Below are 18,862 nucleotides of genomic sequence, written 5' to 3' on the forward strand. Positions count from 1 at the left end.
CGCATAAAAAAATGGCATGAATACGAATTATTTGTATGTCTAAGCTGTTCAATTTTTTTTGGTGACATTAATCTTTACAAGATGGACGGTATCTTGTTCTAGCCTTTATTCCCTGTGACCTCACGTTCTTCTTATACTTAGTTGGAGCGGATATAAATCAATGCTATAGTCTGAGTTAAATAATACATATCTAATAAGTAAGCAGACTAATGGCTGGTTCTTTTCATTCAATTTCAGGCTCTAAGCGAAGCCTTCATGTGCAAGTTGCACGTGAAATCGCTCGTGGTGTTTTGTCGGGCAATTTGCCTCAAGGTTCGATTATTCCGGGTGAAATGGCTCTTTGTGAGCAATTCGGTATCAGTAGAACGGCTTTAAGAGAAGCGGTTAAACTTCTCACATCTAAAGGCCTACTCGAGTCTCGACCTAAGATTGGTACGCGTGTTGTTGACCGTGCGTTCTGGAATTTCCTAGACCCACAATTGATTGAATGGATGGATGGTTTGGCTGACACTGACCAATTCTGTCAACAATTTTTGGGGTTGCGTCGTGCGATTGAACCGGAAGCGTGTGCTTTAGCCGCCCAGTTTGCTAGTGCTGAACAGCGTATTGAATTATCGGGTATTTTCCAGAAAATGGTAGAGATCTCGAGTGCAGAAGAGTTTAATCAAGAAAATTGGTTAGATATCGATATGAAATTTCATAGTCTTATCTTCAACGCAACAGGTAACGACTTCTATCTACCATTTGGCAATATCTTAACGACGATGTTTGTTAACTTTATTGCTCATTCTTCGGAAGAAGGGAGCACATGTATTGATGAGCATCGCCAAATCTATGAAGCCATTATGGCGGGTAACAGTGATAAGGCGCGTCAAGCATCAGCAAGTCATTTGTTAGAAACGAATCACCGATTACCTGTGGCTAGTTAGTTGTTTTAAATAATTTTTTATTGATATTTTATCGGGTTACCCCTCACTATCGAGTGGCATAATCCGCTGAATCAACACTGATTGAGAGACTGACTATTTGAAAAGCACGTTGAAACGTGCTTTTTTTATGCCCAAAATTGATAAAAATCTGATCAACACCTAAATATTTAAACGATTGTTTTCTGTTTTGTTGAAAGCGCTAGTAACTCACATTGTTGGTTATATAATAATACTAATTAAATTAATGCGAGTTTGATTATGCCTCAGTCTCTATTGCCAAACATTCTTCAGTTCATCGGTCAGATAGACCCTTTCGATAAGATCCCTAAACAAGCGCTTCGAGAACTTGCTTCGAACGTTCAGATTACTTATCTCGGAAAAGGCGATGTGGTTGATCTGTGTGAATCGGGTAAAGAAAAGTCACTCTATATTATTCGTACGGGGTCAATGGAGCAAAGAAAATCCGATGGTGTACTCCGCGCGCGTTTAGGCACTGAAGACTTATTTGGCTTCACGTTCTTAGATTCTGAAGTTAATGATGAGAAAGGCTATCGAGCGATCGCCATTGAAAGCACCTTACTTTACATCATTCCACACTCGGCACTTCAAACACTGTTTAAAGCGTTTCCAAGTTGTGCAGAACACTTTGCTTCTCAAGCTCAAGTGCGCTTGAAATCTGCACTGAATGTGGTGTGGTCAAATAAAGAAAAAGGCTTATTCATTCGTAAAGTGTCTGATGTTGCAAGTGGACAGGTGGCGATTGTTAACGCCAAACAGACGATCCAGTCGGTCGCATTTGAAATGCTCCATCAACGCTCACCCTGTGCTGTGATTTATGAAGGTGACGCCATTGTTGGTTTGATTACTGACCGAGATATGACCAAGCGAGTGATTGCGCATGGTGTCAGTACGGACAACTTGATTTCTGAGGTGATGACTCATTCTCCGCTTACGGTTAAACCGGATGATTTGGTGTTGCACGCTGCATCTATCATGATGCAGTTTAATATCCGCAACTTGCCAGTAGTGAAAGAGAATAAAGTCGTTGGCTTACTGACCACGTCACACCTAGTCCAAAATCATCGAGTACAGGCGATATTTTTAATCGAGAAGATTAAGTATTCGGGTAGTGTGAAAACCCTATCTTCGTTCACTTCTGAACGCCAAGCTATTTTTGAGGCGCTGGTGGAAGGTAAAGTTGCACCGGAAACGGTCGGTAAAGTTATGACCATGATCATGGATGCCTATACACGGCGATTGATTCAGATTGCGATTGACAAATTAGGCCCGCCCCCTTGTGAGTTTTCTTGGATTGTTGCGGGTTCACATGCGCGGAATGAAGTGCACATGTTATCGGATCAAGACAGCGCGATTGTATTATCTGATGATGCGAACGAGAGTGACCGTATTTATTTTAAACACTTAGCTATGATGGTAACCAATGGCTTGGCAAGTTGTGACTATCCCTTGTGTCCAGGTAAATTTATGGCAGCGACACCTAAATGGTGTCAGCCACTGAGCGTTTGGAAGCATTACTATAAGAAGTGGGTAGCGAACCCTGAATATGAGCGCTTGCTGAACATCAGTGTGTTTTTAGAGATTCGTACTATCTATGGTAACAGTGAATTTGAAGGCATTCTTCGTGAAGAGTTGCACTCCAATATTCGTAACAATCGAGAATTTCTCAGTACGTTGGTGAGAGATGCCGTGAACACCAATCCACCACTGGGCATTTTTAACAGCTTGGTGCTAGAGAAGTCCGGTGAGAACAAGAAAACACTGAATGTGAAAAAATACGCAATTAACTTGATTATTGATCTTGCGCGTATATACGGATTAGCCGTTGAATGTGATTTGTCTGCAACCGATGAACGATTTACTGCTGCGAATGAGAAAGGCATGCTCAGTGACGACGCATTTAAAAATATACTCGGTGCTTACCAATACATTTTATCTTTCCGCTTTGGTCATCAACTTGAAGCGTTGAAGAATGGGGAGGTGCCAGACAATAACATTAATCCGGATAGTTTTGGCAGCTTTGAACGTAAGCACTTGAAAGATGCTTTTAGGATCATCGCTGATCTCCAAGATGTGGTTAAGATTCGTTTCGGAGCGCGTTAATGAAAGCACGGTTAAATTATTTTCATCCACTTGAGCGAATTAAACGCAAGCGCAAGCAATACTTAAATTCGGTAAAATTACCTGAAGCGTTGCATGATCTTGTTGAACAGCCCTGCCCGGAGATAACGGATAAGGCTAAAGATATTGATTACATTGTGTTAGATCTTGAAACAACAGGCTTAGACAGTGAACAAGATCTCATCCTATCGATGGGGTGGGTTTATGTAGTTAACGGGCGAATCGATTTAGCTTCGGCCAAGCATATCTATCTTAATAATGACTCACAGATCAATGCAGAAACCGCAGTCATCAACCATATTACGCCAAAAATGTTGGAAGAGGGTGTAAGTATTCACGATGCAATGCTAACCTTTTTTGAAGCAGCAAAAGGCAAGATCATTGTCGCGCACGCTTGCATTGTGGAAGAGCGCTTTATAAATCAATATCTACTTAGATGCTACGGGCTTAGGGTCGTTCCTTTACTTTGGTTAGATACGTTGTGTATTGAAAAAACGCTAGAGAAAGCCATCAGTAATCATCAAGAAGTGGACTTAACGCTAGCCGGTTCGCGACAACGGTATGGGCTCCCCGAATACAACAGTCATAATGCGTTAGTGGATGCGGTCTCGACTGCGGAATTACTTTTAGCTCAACAAAAGCGAGTGGTGCCTAACGATGAAGTGACCCTTTCACTTTTATATCGGATCAGTCGCTAGGTCAGCAATTCTACCTTTCATTATTCATTGGAAATAATGAAAAATAAGCCAGCGATTAAGCTGGCTTTCATTTCGGTTTCAGAGCATGACGATCGTCATATTCTCTTGGTCTTTCGGATTACCTGTCGATTAAAAGCTGTAAGTAATACCGACACGGCTACGTAGTTGACGGTCTCGGCTGTCTTGAACATTACCGAACTCAACGTACGGGCGCCAGTTCCAGTCAGCTTCTTTATAACCAACTTTCATGTTGTAATCCCACTCGTTGTCAGCACCGCCACCACCGGTCCATTCGTTGTTTGCAAAGTCTTCAGCGTAGTTAGCTTCAAAGCCGAACTGCCAAGCATTCCAATTGTAATCAATATTTCCGGTGACTTTACTGCGGTTCTTATTTTCGTTTGACGAACCGGAAGTGTAGTCACGAAACTCATGACGGTAGCGAAGCTTGGCTTTCACTCCGGAGTCGAAAGCGTACTGGACACGAACTTGCGGCTTGTAGGTTATGCTGTCAGAGCCAAACGAGACAGGCATACTAGGTTGGATTAACCAGTGCTCGTCAATCTTGAATTTGTAGCCGTATTCGAACTCGCTGCCTGCTGCAGCCCATTCCGAAAAAGGTTTGCCTTTTTGTTTCATTTCCACGCCGAAGAAGTGGTTATCAACCGAGCCACCAATTTTTATGCGACTTGCCCAACTTTCAGAGCCATGTTTGTACTCTTGACGTGCGTCTAATGAAGCGGCTGTCACGCTGCTAGCAAAAAGCGTTGCTACGATCGCTAAAGTAATTTTGTTTTTTATCATTTTCTTCTTTCCACTGTGTCTAACTAAAAAATGGGTTAAATGTTTGCCATTGAGGCTTTGTTATCTTGTATTTCACGCTTTAGGTCAGTCGTTTTGCATGCGTAACAAGGCGACTTCAGTTTATGTTTATTGGATCATCAGGAGCCTATCGTTATCCATTTCAGCCATAGATGTACAAGTTTGTTTTGAAATAAAATATTACAAATATATTAGCGGATTTGTAGGAAAGCGATCTGTGAATTAGATCGTATAGTTGTCTTAAAATCACTAAAAAACATACGACAATGCCACCCTGGACTTAAGTTGTTGTTTTAAAATGGTTTATATTATTTTGCCTGTAGGCCGTCTATCAATAAATGTGCGCTACAGCAAAAAATAGAAATTTTTGATGTCATTTTGAATTGTAATACATTATGATTTATGTTGTCGTCCAAGCATGGCATTGTGATTCCAAATGTTGACGTGATGTGAATAGATCAATTGATGGTTTGCGCGTGCACTTGCAAGAATGATTTAACAAGATGAGGTAATCGAAACCCTCGATTAAAGAAGGTTTGAAATGTTATTGATGATGGTGTGATGCCGCTTGCTACGCAGAAGTGATGTGAGTTAGGTAGTCGCTCTTGTGCTAAATCGATAGCAAAACGAAATCGTTGAAGTGCTCACATAAGCATTTTGATTATTGCTCCCAACTATTTTAATTATAACTTCTTCTTTCGTGATAAAGGAAAGGGGACGGTAGTGAAGATCTGCCTTTACGCTCATGTTGATACAGGCAACATGGGCGTTTTTTTTGCCTAATGTTTATATGACTATCGTTGAATAACTACGACAGTGTCATTTATGATGGGGTGCTCTGAGTGCTTTTCATTCACTAAGCGTCGATAGGTGAGGGCGGTGAAACCTATATCGTTCTCTGTGAGTTCAAGTGATGGAGATGTGGGTCGATGTAGTTGACTCTGAAATATCCAGAATGACTTTAAACAGAATAACAGGGCATTCATGAAAGAATGCCCATTATATGATGTCGCTTAATTAGCTTTGAGTGGGCATCCAAACCTGTTTGGAGGTGATTTTTTGATCTTTAAAAGTGAGTTCTTCAACCTTATCTCCGTTCTGGTTCCAGCGCGTTAATATTCCATCTGCAATTTCACCATCATCAAATTTGGTTTGACTCGCCTTCTTACCATTCGGATAGTAATCGGTTTCTAATCCATCCTTTAGTCCTTTGCTGTAGTGTGCAGTCAGGCTCTTTTCACCGTTTGAATACCATCGAGATACCACACCTGAGAGCTGATTATCTTTATAATGGAGTTCTGCTTTTTTCTGCCCATTAGGATACCAAGTCTCAGCTTTACCTTGTAATTGACCTTTTTCGTAATTCACTTTAGACGCGATTTGGCCATTCGGGTACCAGTTCGTTTCTAAACCAAGCTCTAAGCCATCAGCAAACTGAGCTTGAGTCGCGATTTGTCCATTATCGAACTTCTCTTCAAACTGACCGGTGAAGGGTTTTGTATGGTTAACTTGATAAGCCACGCCGTGACGCATTTGCAAATAGTCAACAGTATTATCGCTGGTGGCTGCATAGCTCATAGAAGACATCGAACTAAGAGCAATCAAGATAGGGATGTATTTCTTCATAATGACACCTTTTTAATGGATGAGATAAAGTGTAATCGGCGTGTTAAAAGCATTCCATTTTCGTGAAGAACTGTCAGTATTTATTATTGGTTTTCAAGTTTTCACTATTCGCGGCTAAACGCAGGGAACTTTTTGAAGAAACTTCTGACATGAAATGACAGGTTATTTATATTACGAATGTTTCCGATGGGCTTATCTTTACCGGCATTATTCAACCGTATTTTCATGTGTATTTTGCGTAATGAAGGATAGATGTTAGTGATGCCGAACGTATTCGCTCAGCATGATCTCTATTTGTGAGGAGAGGCTAGAGTTATTTTTATCTTTCCACAACTCTTTGAGCCACGTTCGTTTAATCGCTAAAAATAAAATACGCGGTGAGTACTTGATTAAACTAACTCAGCGCTAAGATTTGTATTTATGCAGTAGATCCCAAGGAATATGACAGAGATGGTGGTCCTCTGGAAAATGGCTTAAGTGGTGTTGGTGAATCTTATCACTTGGCACATAGTTGGTTAGCGGCTTAATTTCGAGAGCGATTCGGTCAGCATCATTCCGTGATGCGATATAGTGCTTGGCCTCGATTAAGTGTTTCATGTTGCCACTGTATACGCCTGTGCGATACTTTTCTCCAACGTCACTTCCTTGCTTGTTCACGCTGTATGGATCGATGATTTCAAATAAGTGCTCCATCAGTATCGCAACAGACGTGACACACGGGTTAAAGTCGATTTTTACGCACTCTGCGTAACCATCATAGCTTTCACTTACCGTTTTCCCTTTTTGGATCTGAGGTGATCTGCCATTAGCACGGCCGGCTTCGGTGTTGATGACGCCGGGCACGTATTTGATAAATTCTTGTACCCCCCACAAGCACCCGCCTGCTAAATAAATCTGTTCCATACGATTCGTTCAATTCTCTGTATTTGTTTTTGATGGCTTATAGATTCATAACATAGGCAGAAACAGCCACCAAGTTCTCACCATATTAATCGTTTGAAGTATACTTAAATGGGCGGTGGAATCGTACCTATAAAACGAACACTGATCATTGTGGCAGCAATGTCGCTGATTAAACTATGTGAAAAGGCTTTCTAAATTAAGCAACCAGACGGTCAAACAGGCGATCGAAAATGAAACTGTTTAAAGAGTAAATTAGATAGCTTGATTAGACGTTGCTATAGCTCAATGCAAGGGTTTAGTGCTATGGAATTCGAAACATGAGTGATTTATGGATCCATTAACGCAGGGCGTGTTAGGCGCTGCTTTGTCACAATCGGCAAGCAAAAAACAACATTTGGTTGTTGCTGGGATATTAGGTTTATTCTCTGGATTGGCGCCAGATTTAGATGCACTGATTAAGTCTCAAAGTGACCCTTTGTTGGCTTTGGAATTTCATCGACAATTTACCCACTCACTTTTTTTCATCCCCATTGGCAGTTTGATCTGCGCTTTGGTTCTGCATCTTCTCATTGCAAAAAGGCGTGGACTTTCTTTCCAACAAAGCTGGCTGTTTTGTGCTCTGGGTTATGGCACTCATGCACTGTTAGACGCTTGTACCACTTATGGTACGCAGTTACTTTGGCCTTTCACCAACGCGCGTTTTGCTTGGAACACCATATCAATCATCGATCCCGTTTATACGCTTCCCATCTTAATTTTACTTGTGTGTGCAACGTTGAAACGAGCGCCTTGGCTCGCGCGTGTCGCGTTTGCTTGGGCGCTAATTTATCCAACATTAGGGATGATTCAGCGAGATAGGGCAGAGGCAGTTGGGTGGCAATTAGCGGATCAAAGACAACACACACCGATTCGATTAGAGGCAAAACCAAGCTTTGCTAATATCTTGGTATGGAAAGTGGTCTACGAAACAGAGGCTCAATATCATGTAGACGCAGTGCGGGTTGGCACATCGGTAAACGTATATCCCGGAGAGTCGATTGCGAAGCTGAATGTTAGCAGGGATTTTCCTTGGCTTGACCCTGATTCTCAACAAGCCAAAGACATTGAACGTTTCCGCTGGTTCTCGAATGGTTACATTGCTCAGGACCCAACAGACGATCTGCGTATTATCGATGTCCGATATTCAATTGTACCGAATCAAATAAAAGCACTTTGGAGCATCAAGCTATCAAAAGCAGTTGATGCAAACACGCATGTAAAATACGAAACGCATAGAGACAACACACCTGAGTCGAGACAGATCTTTTGGGGTATGTTGAAAGGGGATTCACGATCGAGTTCTGAAGAGTAAAAAGGCTGAGTCAGATGACCTGCTCAGCCTTTGTTGTCCGGTTACTCAGTGGAAAATCATAAATAACGGTTTCTTAGGTGGTCTTTGAAGCACTGAGCATTCAAGATTTCACCGGTTGCACCTTTCACCAAGTCATCAGTGGTCAGCAGGCTGCCTTTACTCCAAATGCTTGATTCTAACCAAGTGAAGATAGGCGACAGATCACCGCTTTCAATCACAGCGTTCACATCCACCGTTTGCTTCATTGAAGCCATGAACTGAGCCGCGTACATCGCGCCTAGTGTGTAAGATGGGAAGTAGCCGAATGCGCCATCTGTCCAATGAATATCTTGCATACAACCGTTAGTGAAATTGCCTTGAGTGCTTAAGCCAAGGTATGACTCCATCTTGGTATTCCATAATTCTGGAACGTCCGTGTGTTTGATCTTGCCGTTGATCAAGTCACGCTCAATCTCGTAACGTAAAATCACGTGTGCTGGGTAGGTCAGCTCATCGGCATCGACACGGATGAAGTCTTTCTTCACGCGCGTGTATATTTTCTGAAAATTGTCTTTCTCAAATTCAGATCCAGAGAATTGTTGCCCCGCGAGGTTTGCTAAGTGCCCAATGAACGGGTCGCTGCGGCCGACTTGCATCTCAAAGAACAAAGATTGAGACTCATGGATACCCATAGAACGAGCTTGACCGGCAGGTTGGCCTGCTAGATGTTTTGGTAAGCCTTGCTCATAACGCGCATGCCCTGTTTCATGCACAATACCCATTAAGCTTTGAACGAACTCCGCTTCGTCGTATCGGGTTGTGATGCGTACGTCTGAAGGCACGCCGCCACAGAATGGGTGAACACTTTCATCTAGTCGGCCGTGTTCAAAATCGAACTGAAGCAGCTTCATCACTTCTAAACCTAATGCTTTCTGTTTCTCGGTCGAATAGATACCAGATGGTGCGTTAAATTGCTCGCTCGATTGTTTTTCGATCACTTCGTCAATCAGGTTTGGTAGCCAGGTTTTAACGTCTGCAAACAAGATATCAAGCGAAGCAGAGTTGGTACCCGGTTCATAGATATCAAGCATGGCGTCATAAGGGGTTAGATTGGCCGCATCGGCGCGGATCTGCGCTTCTTCACGAGACAGTTCAACCACTTCACGCCAGTTCTTTTCGAATCCCACCCAGTCGTTGTTACTACGTTGGCTACGCCACGCATACTCACACTTTGAACCCGCTAGAGATTTCGCTTCAACCAGTTTTTCTGGAAGTAGGTTCGCTTGTTGCCATTGGCGTTTAATTTCACGTAGAGACGATTGTTGCTCGCCATTTAGCGCTTCGTTTTCAGCGTCTGCAATCCAATCGCCAAGCTGTGGCTGAGTCATTAATCCGTGAATATGAACCGAGAGTTCGGCCATGGCTTCGCTGCGTGCTTGATTACCCCCCGATGGCATCATTGAAGCTTGATCCCAACCACAAATAGCGGCTAGGTGCTGAAAGCGTGAACATTGTTGAGAATGTTCGACTAGTTTTTTGAATGCGCTCATTTGACGACTCTTGATTTGGTTTCGTTGAATGATCCATAAGGTTGTATCAGTTTAAGGAGCATCGAGATATTTTGTACGTTAAAGCAGAGGTTATTTGACTTTGCCTTATCGGTTATTCTTGCGAGCAGAACATATCGCCTAAACAGCGTAAGACAATGTTATGTCAGTCGTTTACTCGTTGTTAACCCGTATCAATGAACCATTGTGCACAAAATTCGTGAGTTGTATAGCAGATGACAATTGCTGCTTGCGAATTGATTCGATACACGGTATTGATGATAGATTATTGAATAAGAATGACGGTGATATGGATATTTTAAACTTTGAGGCATTTCTAATTGCCATCACTATTTTGACACTGACACCGGGTTTAGATACCGCCTTGGTGATTCGCAATACCAGCCGATCTGGCTTTGCTGACGGTTGTATGACGAGCTTTGGTATTTGCAGCGGCCTTTATGTACATGCCTTTTTCTCTGCTGTAGGTATTTCTGCGCTGCTTACTCAATCAGCTGAACTCTTTCAAGCTGTTAAAATGGTGGGGGCGGTTTATTTGATATGGCTTGGTTTAGGCAGTTTACGAGCGTTGATGAAAAATGGCGGGGGAATGAAGGTCGACGTACAAGTTCACCGAGCATACAGTGCTAAGCGTTCTCTGCGTGAAGGCTTTTTATCTAATGTGCTTAATCCAAAAACGGCGGTTTTCTATTTGGCCTTTTTACCTCAGTTTGTTAATCCAGAAGGTTCACCGTTAGTGCAGTCTATGCTGATGGCGTCGGTACACTTTGTGATTGCGATGGTGTGGCAATGTGGTTTGGCCGGCGCGCTTAACTCGGCGAAAAACTTGCTTAAGAACGCCAGTTTTATGAAATGGATGGAGGGCGTGACCGGTATGGTGCTGGTTGGTCTAGGTGTGACGCTGTTAATGGAAAAGCGGGTATAGAAAGCAAAGGCCATTAAGAGTTACGTTAGACATTTTATAGTGATTAAAAACGTAGAAAGCCCACGGTATTGTGGGCTTTTTGTTGTGTCTTGTAATTTAGCTTACGCTTTGACCGCTTCGCTATGGTTTGAAGAAGCTAAAGGTTTAAAGAATAGCTTGGTTTCTTCGATGACGACGTGGCGTAGCAAGATAAGCCCAATAAGGTTTGGAATGGCCATTAAGCCATTCACGATATCGGCTATTATCCAGATCACGTCGAGCTTTAAAAAGGCACCAGAAGCGACTAATGCAATGAAGATGATCTTGTAAGGTAATACCGCTTTGGTACCGAGCAAGAACACAACGCAGCGCTCACCATAATAGTTCCAACCTAAAATCGTTGTAAATGCAAAGAAGATTAGGCCGACCGAAACCAACATAGGGCCAAGGGTGTCAGCGTTCAAACCAACAGCGAATGCATGAGTAGTCATTGCTGCGCCAGAAAGGTCGGTTTGCCAAGCGCCCGTTAAGATTAGCGCTAAACCAGTCATCGTACAGATAATGATGGTATCGAAGAAAGTACCTGTCATCGAGATCAGGCCTTGTCTCACACAAGAATCAGTTTTGGCCGCTGCGGCTGCTATCGGCGCACTACCTAGGCCGGATTCGTTCGAGAATACGCCACGAGCGATACCAGATTGAATGGCAAGCATGATGCTAGCGCCAAAGAAACCACCTGTTGCAGCTGTGTTAGTAAACGCAGAGGTTACCACAAGAGTGAGAGCATTGAGTAATTGGTCTGCGTTCAAAACCAAAACACTTAAACATGTAATGATGTACAAGATGGCCATAGTGGGTACCACCTTTCCAGCCACTTTAGCGATAGATTGAATACCACCAATTGTCACCACCGCCACTAATATCGTGAGAACAACCGCTGACATTTCACGCGAGGCACCAAATGAGATTTGAGTTGCATCTAAGATCGCGTTGACTTGTGGGAAGGTGCCAATACCGAAGCAAGCAACTCCTAGTGCAAAGACGGCGAACATGACGGCTAAGATTCGAGAGCCAACGCCGTATTGCAGGTAATACATAGGGCCGCCAACCATTTCGCCATTACTATCGGTTCTGCGGTATTTAACAGCAAGTAGACATTCTGCGTATTTGGTCGCCATCCCAAATACAGCAGCAAGCCACATCCAGAATAGGGCGCCTGGGCCACCCATCTTGATTGCGGTCGCGACACCAACGATGTTACCAGTACCAATAGTCGCAGAGAGTGCTGTACACAAAGCGGCGAAACTCGATACGTCACCCGTACCAGATTTGTCTTTGCGGAACACCATTTTTAGTGCCGTTGGAAGGTGTCTAAATTGAAGTAAGCCTAAGCGAAAAGTAAAGTAGATACCTGTACCCACGAGCAAAATAAGCAGTGGGGGGCCCCAAACGAATTGGTTGATGGTTTGTAGTGTAGCTTGTAGGTGGTTCATAGATTCCCCTTAATAAATTAAAAATTTAAGGAGAAGAGGGAAGGCAGTGCCGATCGCAAGGATCGAGAGCACTACTTAATACATACGGATTTCTGGATAGAATTCTTTTGTTAATTAAGGCTGTTGCTTTCCACTCCTCTGTCCTTTTGCCTGAGAGTTTCACTTAGCGAATCACTTATAGATAAGTAACGGGCACTAAGCTTGCTCCTTCGGCGACCGATTTCTACAACTAAGTAGTACGGTTCTCTCCAGAGGTTCCTCCAACGACAGTCCTCACTTTTCTGGATTTCTCCAGCATAAAGCACCTGAAAGATTTACTTCTTCGGCGGGTCAATCTAACCAAATGTTAAAGTTTGGTTAAAAACCACTCTCCTGCAGTCTTCATCGGAACAATTACCCAAATAACTAGGTAATCTGCAAGCGTATCCTAGATCATATAAAATGTGATGTCAGCTATAAAATGTCTGTTTGCGTAAATCTTGTTCAACTAAATGATCAAACAACGAGTCTCTGACGTAACTTGTTTATTTAAATGGTATAAAATAAAGAAACAAGGAGGAGTTATGACTCGATTAATCGCGATTGTTTTTTTATTGGCTTTGGCATTTGTACTGTTTCGTTACCGGACAAACGAAAAATTGCAAAAATGGGTAGTGATAGTGATTGTGAGTAGTTTCCTTTTGTATACTGCCAGCCTGATGATTTTGGAGTTAACTCGTTAAATCTATAAGTAGATAGAATGAGTGAACCAAGCTTAAGCGTTTCTAACTTAAGCAATAGGTTAAACGTAGCTTCTAGAATTAGTGACCGTGTAACGTTAGATGAATTTTTTGGGGAGTACCCGCAGTGAACCAGCAATCTGAACAAAGTGAACAAGATGATGTGGTTGTTATTGAAGAACGTGATAAGCGCAGTCAGCTCTATATTGGTATTGCTGCGGTTATAGGTTTGGCGTTAGGCGGTTTAATCGGTTCTACAGTCACGGCTTCGAAGTGGGAGTCGACTTATCAGGTACTCGAAACACGGTATCAAGAGTTAAGTGACAGCAAAACACAATTGGTGTCATCAGTTGAAGCGAAAGTGGCGAATGTTGATACTGAAATTGATGGGAAAGTAGAAGCTGCATTATTGCAGCAAACAGAAAAGCATCAAAAAGAGCTCCAAGATCTCGCTAAACAGTCCGCGGTATTAGAGAAAGTGAACTTGTCGCTAGAGCAGCAACTCAATGAACAAAAGCAAACGTTAGAAAAAACCGATCAAGACAATAAGAAACTGAAACGTCAAGTTGACATGCAGTCCACATTGTTTGAGCGCTCACGTGAGCTTTTCCAAAAAGAATTCCAGATATCTCAAGAACTTGCAAAACTTAAAAAAGAAAGAGATGAGCTTGATAAAAAGCTGGGTTCATTGAAAACGGCGTGTGATGTTTTCTTAGATGGCACGTCATGGGATTCGAAATCTGACGCTTGTGAAAAGCAAGATAACGCAAACTCTCGACTGAGTGATATCAGGCAAATGATTGAGGTTCACAACATGGATCTCAAACAAATCAAAGCGCTTGAGGAAGAGATGGGTTTATGATCTGAGAGCCTTCCAACCTTAAGTTAGTGTGACCATCAACAGCCCAACGCCCACATTACACACGGTGATGTGGGCGTTTTGCGTTGTATCGGGATCGTAGGAGCGGTGCTTTTTATTATTTGGCTATTGGGGTCTTTTCATTGTTTACTTCGATATTTATGAATAGTTACGTATCACCATAACCATATGTTACTGGTGGTCGATTAAATGATTTCGCATACATTATTTAGGCATCGAAACGGTTAGCCATAATACTGGTGATTGAAGTAAAAAAATCCCCACAAGCATGGCCAGTAGGGATTTTAGATATGTTGCAGACTGTTCTCGCTTTCTCAAGCAAAGGGGATTCCAAAATTTTTAGAACAGTAAAGACTGTCAATCAGTGATTGATGAGACGCCTATTTCTCGTAAGTTTTGATTTCACCTGATTTAACACGAGCAACAAATGATTGCAGTTCTTTTTTCACCACAGGCATTAAAAAGTAAAGACCAAGAATGTTGAAGATAGACATTGCAAAGATAGCGGCATCAGAGAAGTCGATTACCGCGCCGAATTGAATCGTCGCACCGATAACAACAAACACACAGAACATCAGTTTGAAAATCAGTTCCGTTGTTTTGCCTTCACCAAATAGGTAAGTCCAAGCCTTAAGCCCATAGTATGACCAAGAGATCATGGTAGAAAATGCAAACATGATGACGGCGAGAGCGAGTGTGTATTTAAACACTTCTGCCGTTGCAGTAAAGGAGGCGGCAGTCAGCGTCACACCGGTTAAACCAGAACCATCGAACGGACCTACGTTTAAGCCAGCAATAGTGATAACCAGTGCGGTCATGGTACAAATGATCACCGTATCAACAAACGGTTCTAATAGTGATACGAGACCTTCGGTGATTGGCTCTTTTGTTTTAACCGCTGAGTGAGCGATTGCCGCTGAACCAACTCCCGCTTCGTTTGAGAATGTTGCACGTTTCAGACCTTGAATTAACGCACCAATAAACCCGCCAACAACCCCTTCACCAGTAAATGCACCGGTAAAGATTGCGTTGAATGCAGGACCAACTTGATCAAGGTTAGAACCGATCACAATAAGCGCCATACCGATATACAGAGCAGCCATCCAAGGAACCACTTTTTCCGTTACCGATGCTATCGACGGCATACCACCAACAATCACCGAAAACACTAAGCTTGCGAGCACAAGTCCGGTGAGAACACCGTATTCACTAGGGACATCAAATGCGTAAGTTAACATGGCGTGTGCTTGGTTCGCTTGGAACATGTTACCGCCACCCAATGCGCCTAAAATACACATCAGTGCGAAACCAATCGCGAGCACTTTGCCCAGTCCACCTAAACCTCTTTCACCAAGCCCTTGGCTTAGGTAGTACATTGGACCGCCTGAAACCACACCGGAAGGTAGGATAGTTCGGTATTTTACACCTAAGGTACACTCACAGAACTTAGAAGCCATACCCAGAAGGCCACACAAGATCATCCAGAATGTCGCGCCAGGACCACCAATCGCAAGTGCAGCCCCCACACCGGCAATGTTACCAAGCCCGACCGTGCCAGAAAGTGCGGTTGTTAACGCTTGAAAGTGAGAAACTTCGCCATCTTCTTTCGAGTTAGGGTCGGTATACTTACCTTTGATAATGTCTATCGCCATGCCGACACGTTTAAATTGAACAAAGCCAAAATAAAGTGTGAAGATAATAGCAGCGAGCAAGAGCCAACCAACAATGATTGGGAAGTTTGCTTCGCCAATCGGTACACTCTTAAATATCAGCCCAACGAACCAACCTGTGTATTCGTTGAAAAATCCATCAACATTTTGACTTAAGTTACTGATAGATTGGTTAAATGATCCTTCTTCTGCAAATGCACTGGAACTAAACAATAATATAAACCCAAAAAATAATTCACGTATGTTTTTCATGGTTTTCCCTGTCTTTTTAATAAATTATGTTTGTTGCTGTTGTGTTTTTTTTCTCATTAATTTGTATATATCGGTGGTTTATCTACTTCATTCGACCGCAAAATAAACGGCTGTAGCTAGGTCGAAAAACGAAACAAATATAACTACGGGTGTTGCTTTATATGGATATCCTTTTGGTATGTACGTTAATAAGGCTATGGCGCTCGGGCTAACAAATCCCACGGACAATCCTATAGATAAAAATAATGCCAACAAAGAAATTTTCACAATAATTTTACAATTGTTCGGGTTTTGTCATATTTGGGAATAAGCTGATGTCTTTTGAGTTGGAAAAGGCATATGCAGTTGTGGTTATAGAGGCGAGCCTAGGAGGGGAAGGGTGATGGGTTATCGGCAGGTTGCTGAGCTGAATATTCGATATGTTTTGGCGGAGTATAACCACATGAAGGTTGAGGATGTATTCAGCTTTGAGGATATCAAAAAAGCCCTTTATCAGAGCTTTTTTGATGATTTCAGCGTACGGAACGTCTAATACTTAGAACTTAGAACTAAAGGGCGTGATGTTTGCTGCCATGACTATTGCCAACCGTTCCTTTCGTTGATTTTTGGTAGAGTTTAAGTGCCAATAACGCCCCCCAAAAAGCGACTTGCCCCCATAGCAATGTCCACTGAGAGGCCACATCTTGCCAAGACGCTCCCATCTGATTGAGCGCCAAAAAACCTTGAATTGCGGGTGTACTTGGAAACAGTTGTGATAACAAGATTAACCATTCAGGCATCATTTCAACGGGCCAGATAAAGCCAGATGAGAAAATGAGCGGCATCGAACTGATTAACACCACAACCGTAACTAACTCTCTTCTTGGTACTAGCTCACCGATACAAATCCCAATCAAGCAGCTCGATAATAAGAAGGGCAGCAGTAACGTTAAAATCTGTGTTGTTGAAGCGAGTAAATTAATTCCATACATCGAGAAGCTTGCGCCGAAGTAATACATGGATAAAAAATAATAGATGCCGACTAAGGTACAACAACGAGCTAGCATCAGTTTTGCGGGAGAGGTTTTACTCCAATAACCAAACGTTGATTGAGCGTTTTGTGTGGCGCCAACTAAACCTGATGCCATGGCTAGAGTTTGTTGCAGGATCAACACGAATACCGCAGGAACGACGTAATCGATGTAGCCCATGCGACTATTAAACGTTGGTTTCAGGTTCAAGCTGAATGCACTGTAGCCTTTCGCTGCCGACTCTAAAGGCACACCTTCGACTAACAAATGACTGACCTTAACTTGTGCTGCTAAGGTGCCACCTGCCTTGGCAAGCCCTTCAACGATGGTCCCGTAGACTAAGAAGTAAGAAGCATCACCAGCGTAAGAAAGTGTCGGACTTTTGCCTAGCAGCAAGTCTTTATAGAAATCTTTAGGGATGACGATGAATCCACCAATCTCTTGGTTAAGAACCGCTTGCTTGGCGTCCTCAATGGTTGAATCTCGACGTACCAAGTCGATCTGAGAGGTGGCATCTACCATTCGCTCTAACTGGTAGCTGCTTTTACTTTTGTCCAAGTTCACCACCGACGCTTTCAATTGTTTAGGCACTTGATTTGCGTAGGGCAGTGGGTATAAGAATGAATAGAAGAGCACGCCGCCAAACACAGTTAGAAGCACAACAGGATTGCGAAGAACCGCGAACAGTTCTTGTTTTAGCAGTTGAGTAAAGCTCACTGTTTGGCTCCTTGTGGCGTTGGTTGTTCAGGCTGTGGTAATCGTGCTAAGTGCTTCTTGATCAACAATATAACCATGAAAGCCGGAACGGCATACCACAACATAGAAGTGAGGCTGATGAGTGATTGTGCTGCACTTACACCATAGCTCGATTGCGCGGTCTGGACTTCGATATAGTGACTGACAGGTAATAAGCTTCGCCAAATCTGAGCGGCTGTGTTCATGTCTGATACCGGGAAGGTTATCCCCATAAACGCAAAACTTGGGGCGGTGAAGGCACCTGCAAAACTCATGGCTCTTGCAGGGTCAAGCGTCAAAAAGAAAAACAAACACCCCATGATGATACAACTGATAACGGTGAATAGTTGGGCAACGGTTAATGCCATAAAACTCCCATTGAATGGCCAGTCGAGTAGGCGATAGAACCAGAAGCTAAACGCAATACCGAACATCAAAAATAGCGCAACATAAGGCGCTAATGTTGATACTAACGACTTCATTGGAGAGTTTGATAACCACGCTTTAAGCCCACGAGCTCGAACGTTTGCAGTTAAAACCAATATTGTGCCAACGACGATCATGATCTGCCAGAGTGCTGGAATCACAGCAGATACCAAGAACTGCGCGTAGCTGGTGTTTTTGTTAAACAGTGGTGTGATTTGGCTTTGTATGGTAACCGCTTGCCCTAATGCGGATTGGATCGTGGTATTACCGTGTGAAAGCTGTTTAATCACTTCAACTTGTGCATTGAACGTGCCTTGGGCGTGTAACAAGGCGGAGTTCACCAGTTTCCCGATCAGGATAAATTGGCTGTTGTAGAACACAGAGACTTGTGGATTTAAACCTAAGTAGATATCTCGGTCAAAGTGCTTAGGGATGACAACATAGCCATAGATATTACGCTCAATCATCGCCTTTGCGGCTTCACTTGCAGAGCTGTATCTCTGTGTCACTTGCAGCGTTGGTGACGCATCAACAAGGCGTGTGAACTGTTGTGAAATTTGACTGTGTTCAAGATCTACCACCGCAATCGGTAAATCGCGAGCGATGCCTTGTGAAAAAATCAGCCAAATACTCGCTGCAAGAAGTAAAGGGACCCAAGTTAAGCACGATAACAACCACTTGTCTTTGCGGACAATCGCCCATTGTCTGAGTAAGGCACTGGTTACGTTGCGGCGATCTTGTGTGTGAGAGTTAGTCGACAT

The 18,862-nt window shown here is 43.0% G+C and carries 14 protein-coding genes and 1 riboswitch; of the genes, 6 read left to right on the forward strand and 8 right to left on the reverse strand.

All coding sequences use genetic code 11. From position 1 onward, the window contains the following. The first annotated feature begins 209 nt into the window (after positions 1-209). The 3 genes from OCU36_RS06230 (at position 210) to OCU36_RS06240 (ending at position 3,766) form a co-directional block, all read left to right on the forward strand. A complete protein-coding gene (locus OCU36_RS06230) occupies positions 210-929 on the forward strand; it encodes a FadR/GntR family transcriptional regulator (RefSeq protein WP_261839525.1) in 720 nt (239 codons plus the stop codon). A 258-nt stretch (positions 930-1,187) separates the two neighbouring features. After that, on the forward strand, positions 1,188-3,050 hold the full coding sequence (locus tag OCU36_RS06235) for a DUF294 nucleotidyltransferase-like domain-containing protein (RefSeq protein ID WP_261839526.1): 1,863 nt from the start codon (positions 1,188-1,190) through the stop codon (positions 3,048-3,050). Continuing rightward, positions 3,050-3,766 (forward strand): 3'-5' exonuclease, encoded by a 717-nt coding sequence (locus OCU36_RS06240; protein WP_261839527.1) that lies wholly within the window; start codon positions 3,050-3,052, stop codon positions 3,764-3,766. The genes OCU36_RS06235 and OCU36_RS06240 overlap by 1 nt, the downstream gene beginning before the upstream one ends. 129 nt (positions 3,767-3,895) lie before the next feature. On the opposite strand, the gene OCU36_RS06245 is transcribed toward OCU36_RS06240, so the two are convergent. The 3 genes from OCU36_RS06245 to OCU36_RS06255 all read right to left on the reverse strand — a co-directional run bounded on the left by OCU36_RS06245 (position 3,896) and on the right by OCU36_RS06255 (position 7,114). Further along, positions 3,896-4,567, reverse strand: coding sequence for an oligogalacturonate-specific porin KdgM family protein (locus OCU36_RS06245; protein ID WP_261839528.1), 672 nt, complete (start codon positions 4,565-4,567; stop codon positions 3,896-3,898). Between the two features lie 1,035 nt (positions 4,568-5,602). Continuing rightward, positions 5,603-6,211, reverse strand: coding sequence for a toxin-antitoxin system YwqK family antitoxin (locus OCU36_RS06250; RefSeq protein WP_261839529.1), 609 nt, complete (start codon positions 6,209-6,211; stop codon positions 5,603-5,605). A gap of 405 nt (positions 6,212-6,616) precedes the next feature. Next, positions 6,617-7,114, reverse strand: a complete 498-nt coding sequence (locus OCU36_RS06255) for a peptide-methionine (S)-S-oxide reductase (protein ID WP_261839530.1) — start codon at positions 7,112-7,114, stop codon at positions 6,617-6,619. 328 nt (positions 7,115-7,442) lie between these two features. On the opposite strand from OCU36_RS06255, the gene OCU36_RS06260 reads away from it, so the two are divergent. Further along, the gene (locus tag OCU36_RS06260) at positions 7,443-8,465 is read left to right on the forward strand and encodes a metal-dependent hydrolase (RefSeq protein WP_261839531.1); all 1,023 of its coding nucleotides are present in this window, start codon (positions 7,443-7,445) and stop codon (positions 8,463-8,465) included. Positions 8,466-8,521: 56 nt separating this feature from the next. Here OCU36_RS06260 and OCU36_RS06265 read toward each other — a convergent pair whose 3' ends face one another. Continuing rightward, positions 8,522-9,994, reverse strand: a complete 1,473-nt coding sequence (locus OCU36_RS06265; RefSeq protein ID WP_261839532.1) for a carboxypeptidase M32 — start codon at positions 9,992-9,994, stop codon at positions 8,522-8,524. Between the two features lie 307 nt (positions 9,995-10,301). Between OCU36_RS06265 and OCU36_RS06270 the strand changes: the two genes are divergently transcribed. Continuing rightward, positions 10,302-10,937 (forward strand): LysE family translocator, encoded by a 636-nt coding sequence (locus OCU36_RS06270; protein WP_261839533.1) that lies wholly within the window; start codon positions 10,302-10,304, stop codon positions 10,935-10,937. 101 nt (positions 10,938-11,038) lie between these two features. Here the strand turns inward: OCU36_RS06270 and OCU36_RS06275 are convergent, their stop codons facing one another. Then, a complete protein-coding gene (locus OCU36_RS06275) occupies positions 11,039-12,409 on the reverse strand; it encodes an alanine/glycine:cation symporter family protein (RefSeq protein WP_261839534.1) in 1,371 nt (456 codons plus the stop codon). 128 nt (positions 12,410-12,537) lie between these two features. Continuing rightward, positions 12,538-12,671: riboswitch (glycine riboswitch) on the reverse strand. 584 nt (positions 12,672-13,255) lie between these two features. Here OCU36_RS06275 and OCU36_RS06280 point away from each other — a divergent pair. After that, positions 13,256-13,990 carry a chromosome partitioning protein ParA gene (locus OCU36_RS06280; protein WP_261839535.1) on the forward strand — a complete coding sequence of 245 codons (735 nt, stop codon included), beginning with the start codon at positions 13,256-13,258 and terminating at the stop codon, positions 13,988-13,990. 398 nt (positions 13,991-14,388) lie between these two features. On the opposite strand, the gene OCU36_RS06285 is transcribed toward OCU36_RS06280, so the two are convergent. From OCU36_RS06285 to OCU36_RS06295, 3 genes are all read right to left on the reverse strand, one after another. After that, positions 14,389-15,930: an alanine/glycine:cation symporter family protein gene (locus OCU36_RS06285; RefSeq protein ID WP_261839536.1), complete on the reverse strand. Its 1,542-nt coding sequence runs from the start codon at positions 15,928-15,930 to the stop codon at positions 14,389-14,391. 548 nt (positions 15,931-16,478) lie between these two features. Further along, a complete protein-coding gene (locus OCU36_RS06290) occupies positions 16,479-17,657 on the reverse strand; it encodes an ABC transporter permease (protein WP_261839537.1) in 1,179 nt (392 codons plus the stop codon). Beyond that, entirely contained in the window at positions 17,654-18,862 is a 1,209-nt protein-coding gene (locus tag OCU36_RS06295; RefSeq protein WP_261839538.1) for an ABC transporter permease, read from the reverse strand. The genes OCU36_RS06290 and OCU36_RS06295 overlap by 4 nt, the downstream gene beginning before the upstream one ends.

It is taken from the genome of Vibrio artabrorum, from assembly GCF_024347295.1.
GTDB lineage: Bacteria > Pseudomonadota > Gammaproteobacteria > Enterobacterales > Vibrionaceae > Vibrio > Vibrio artabrorum.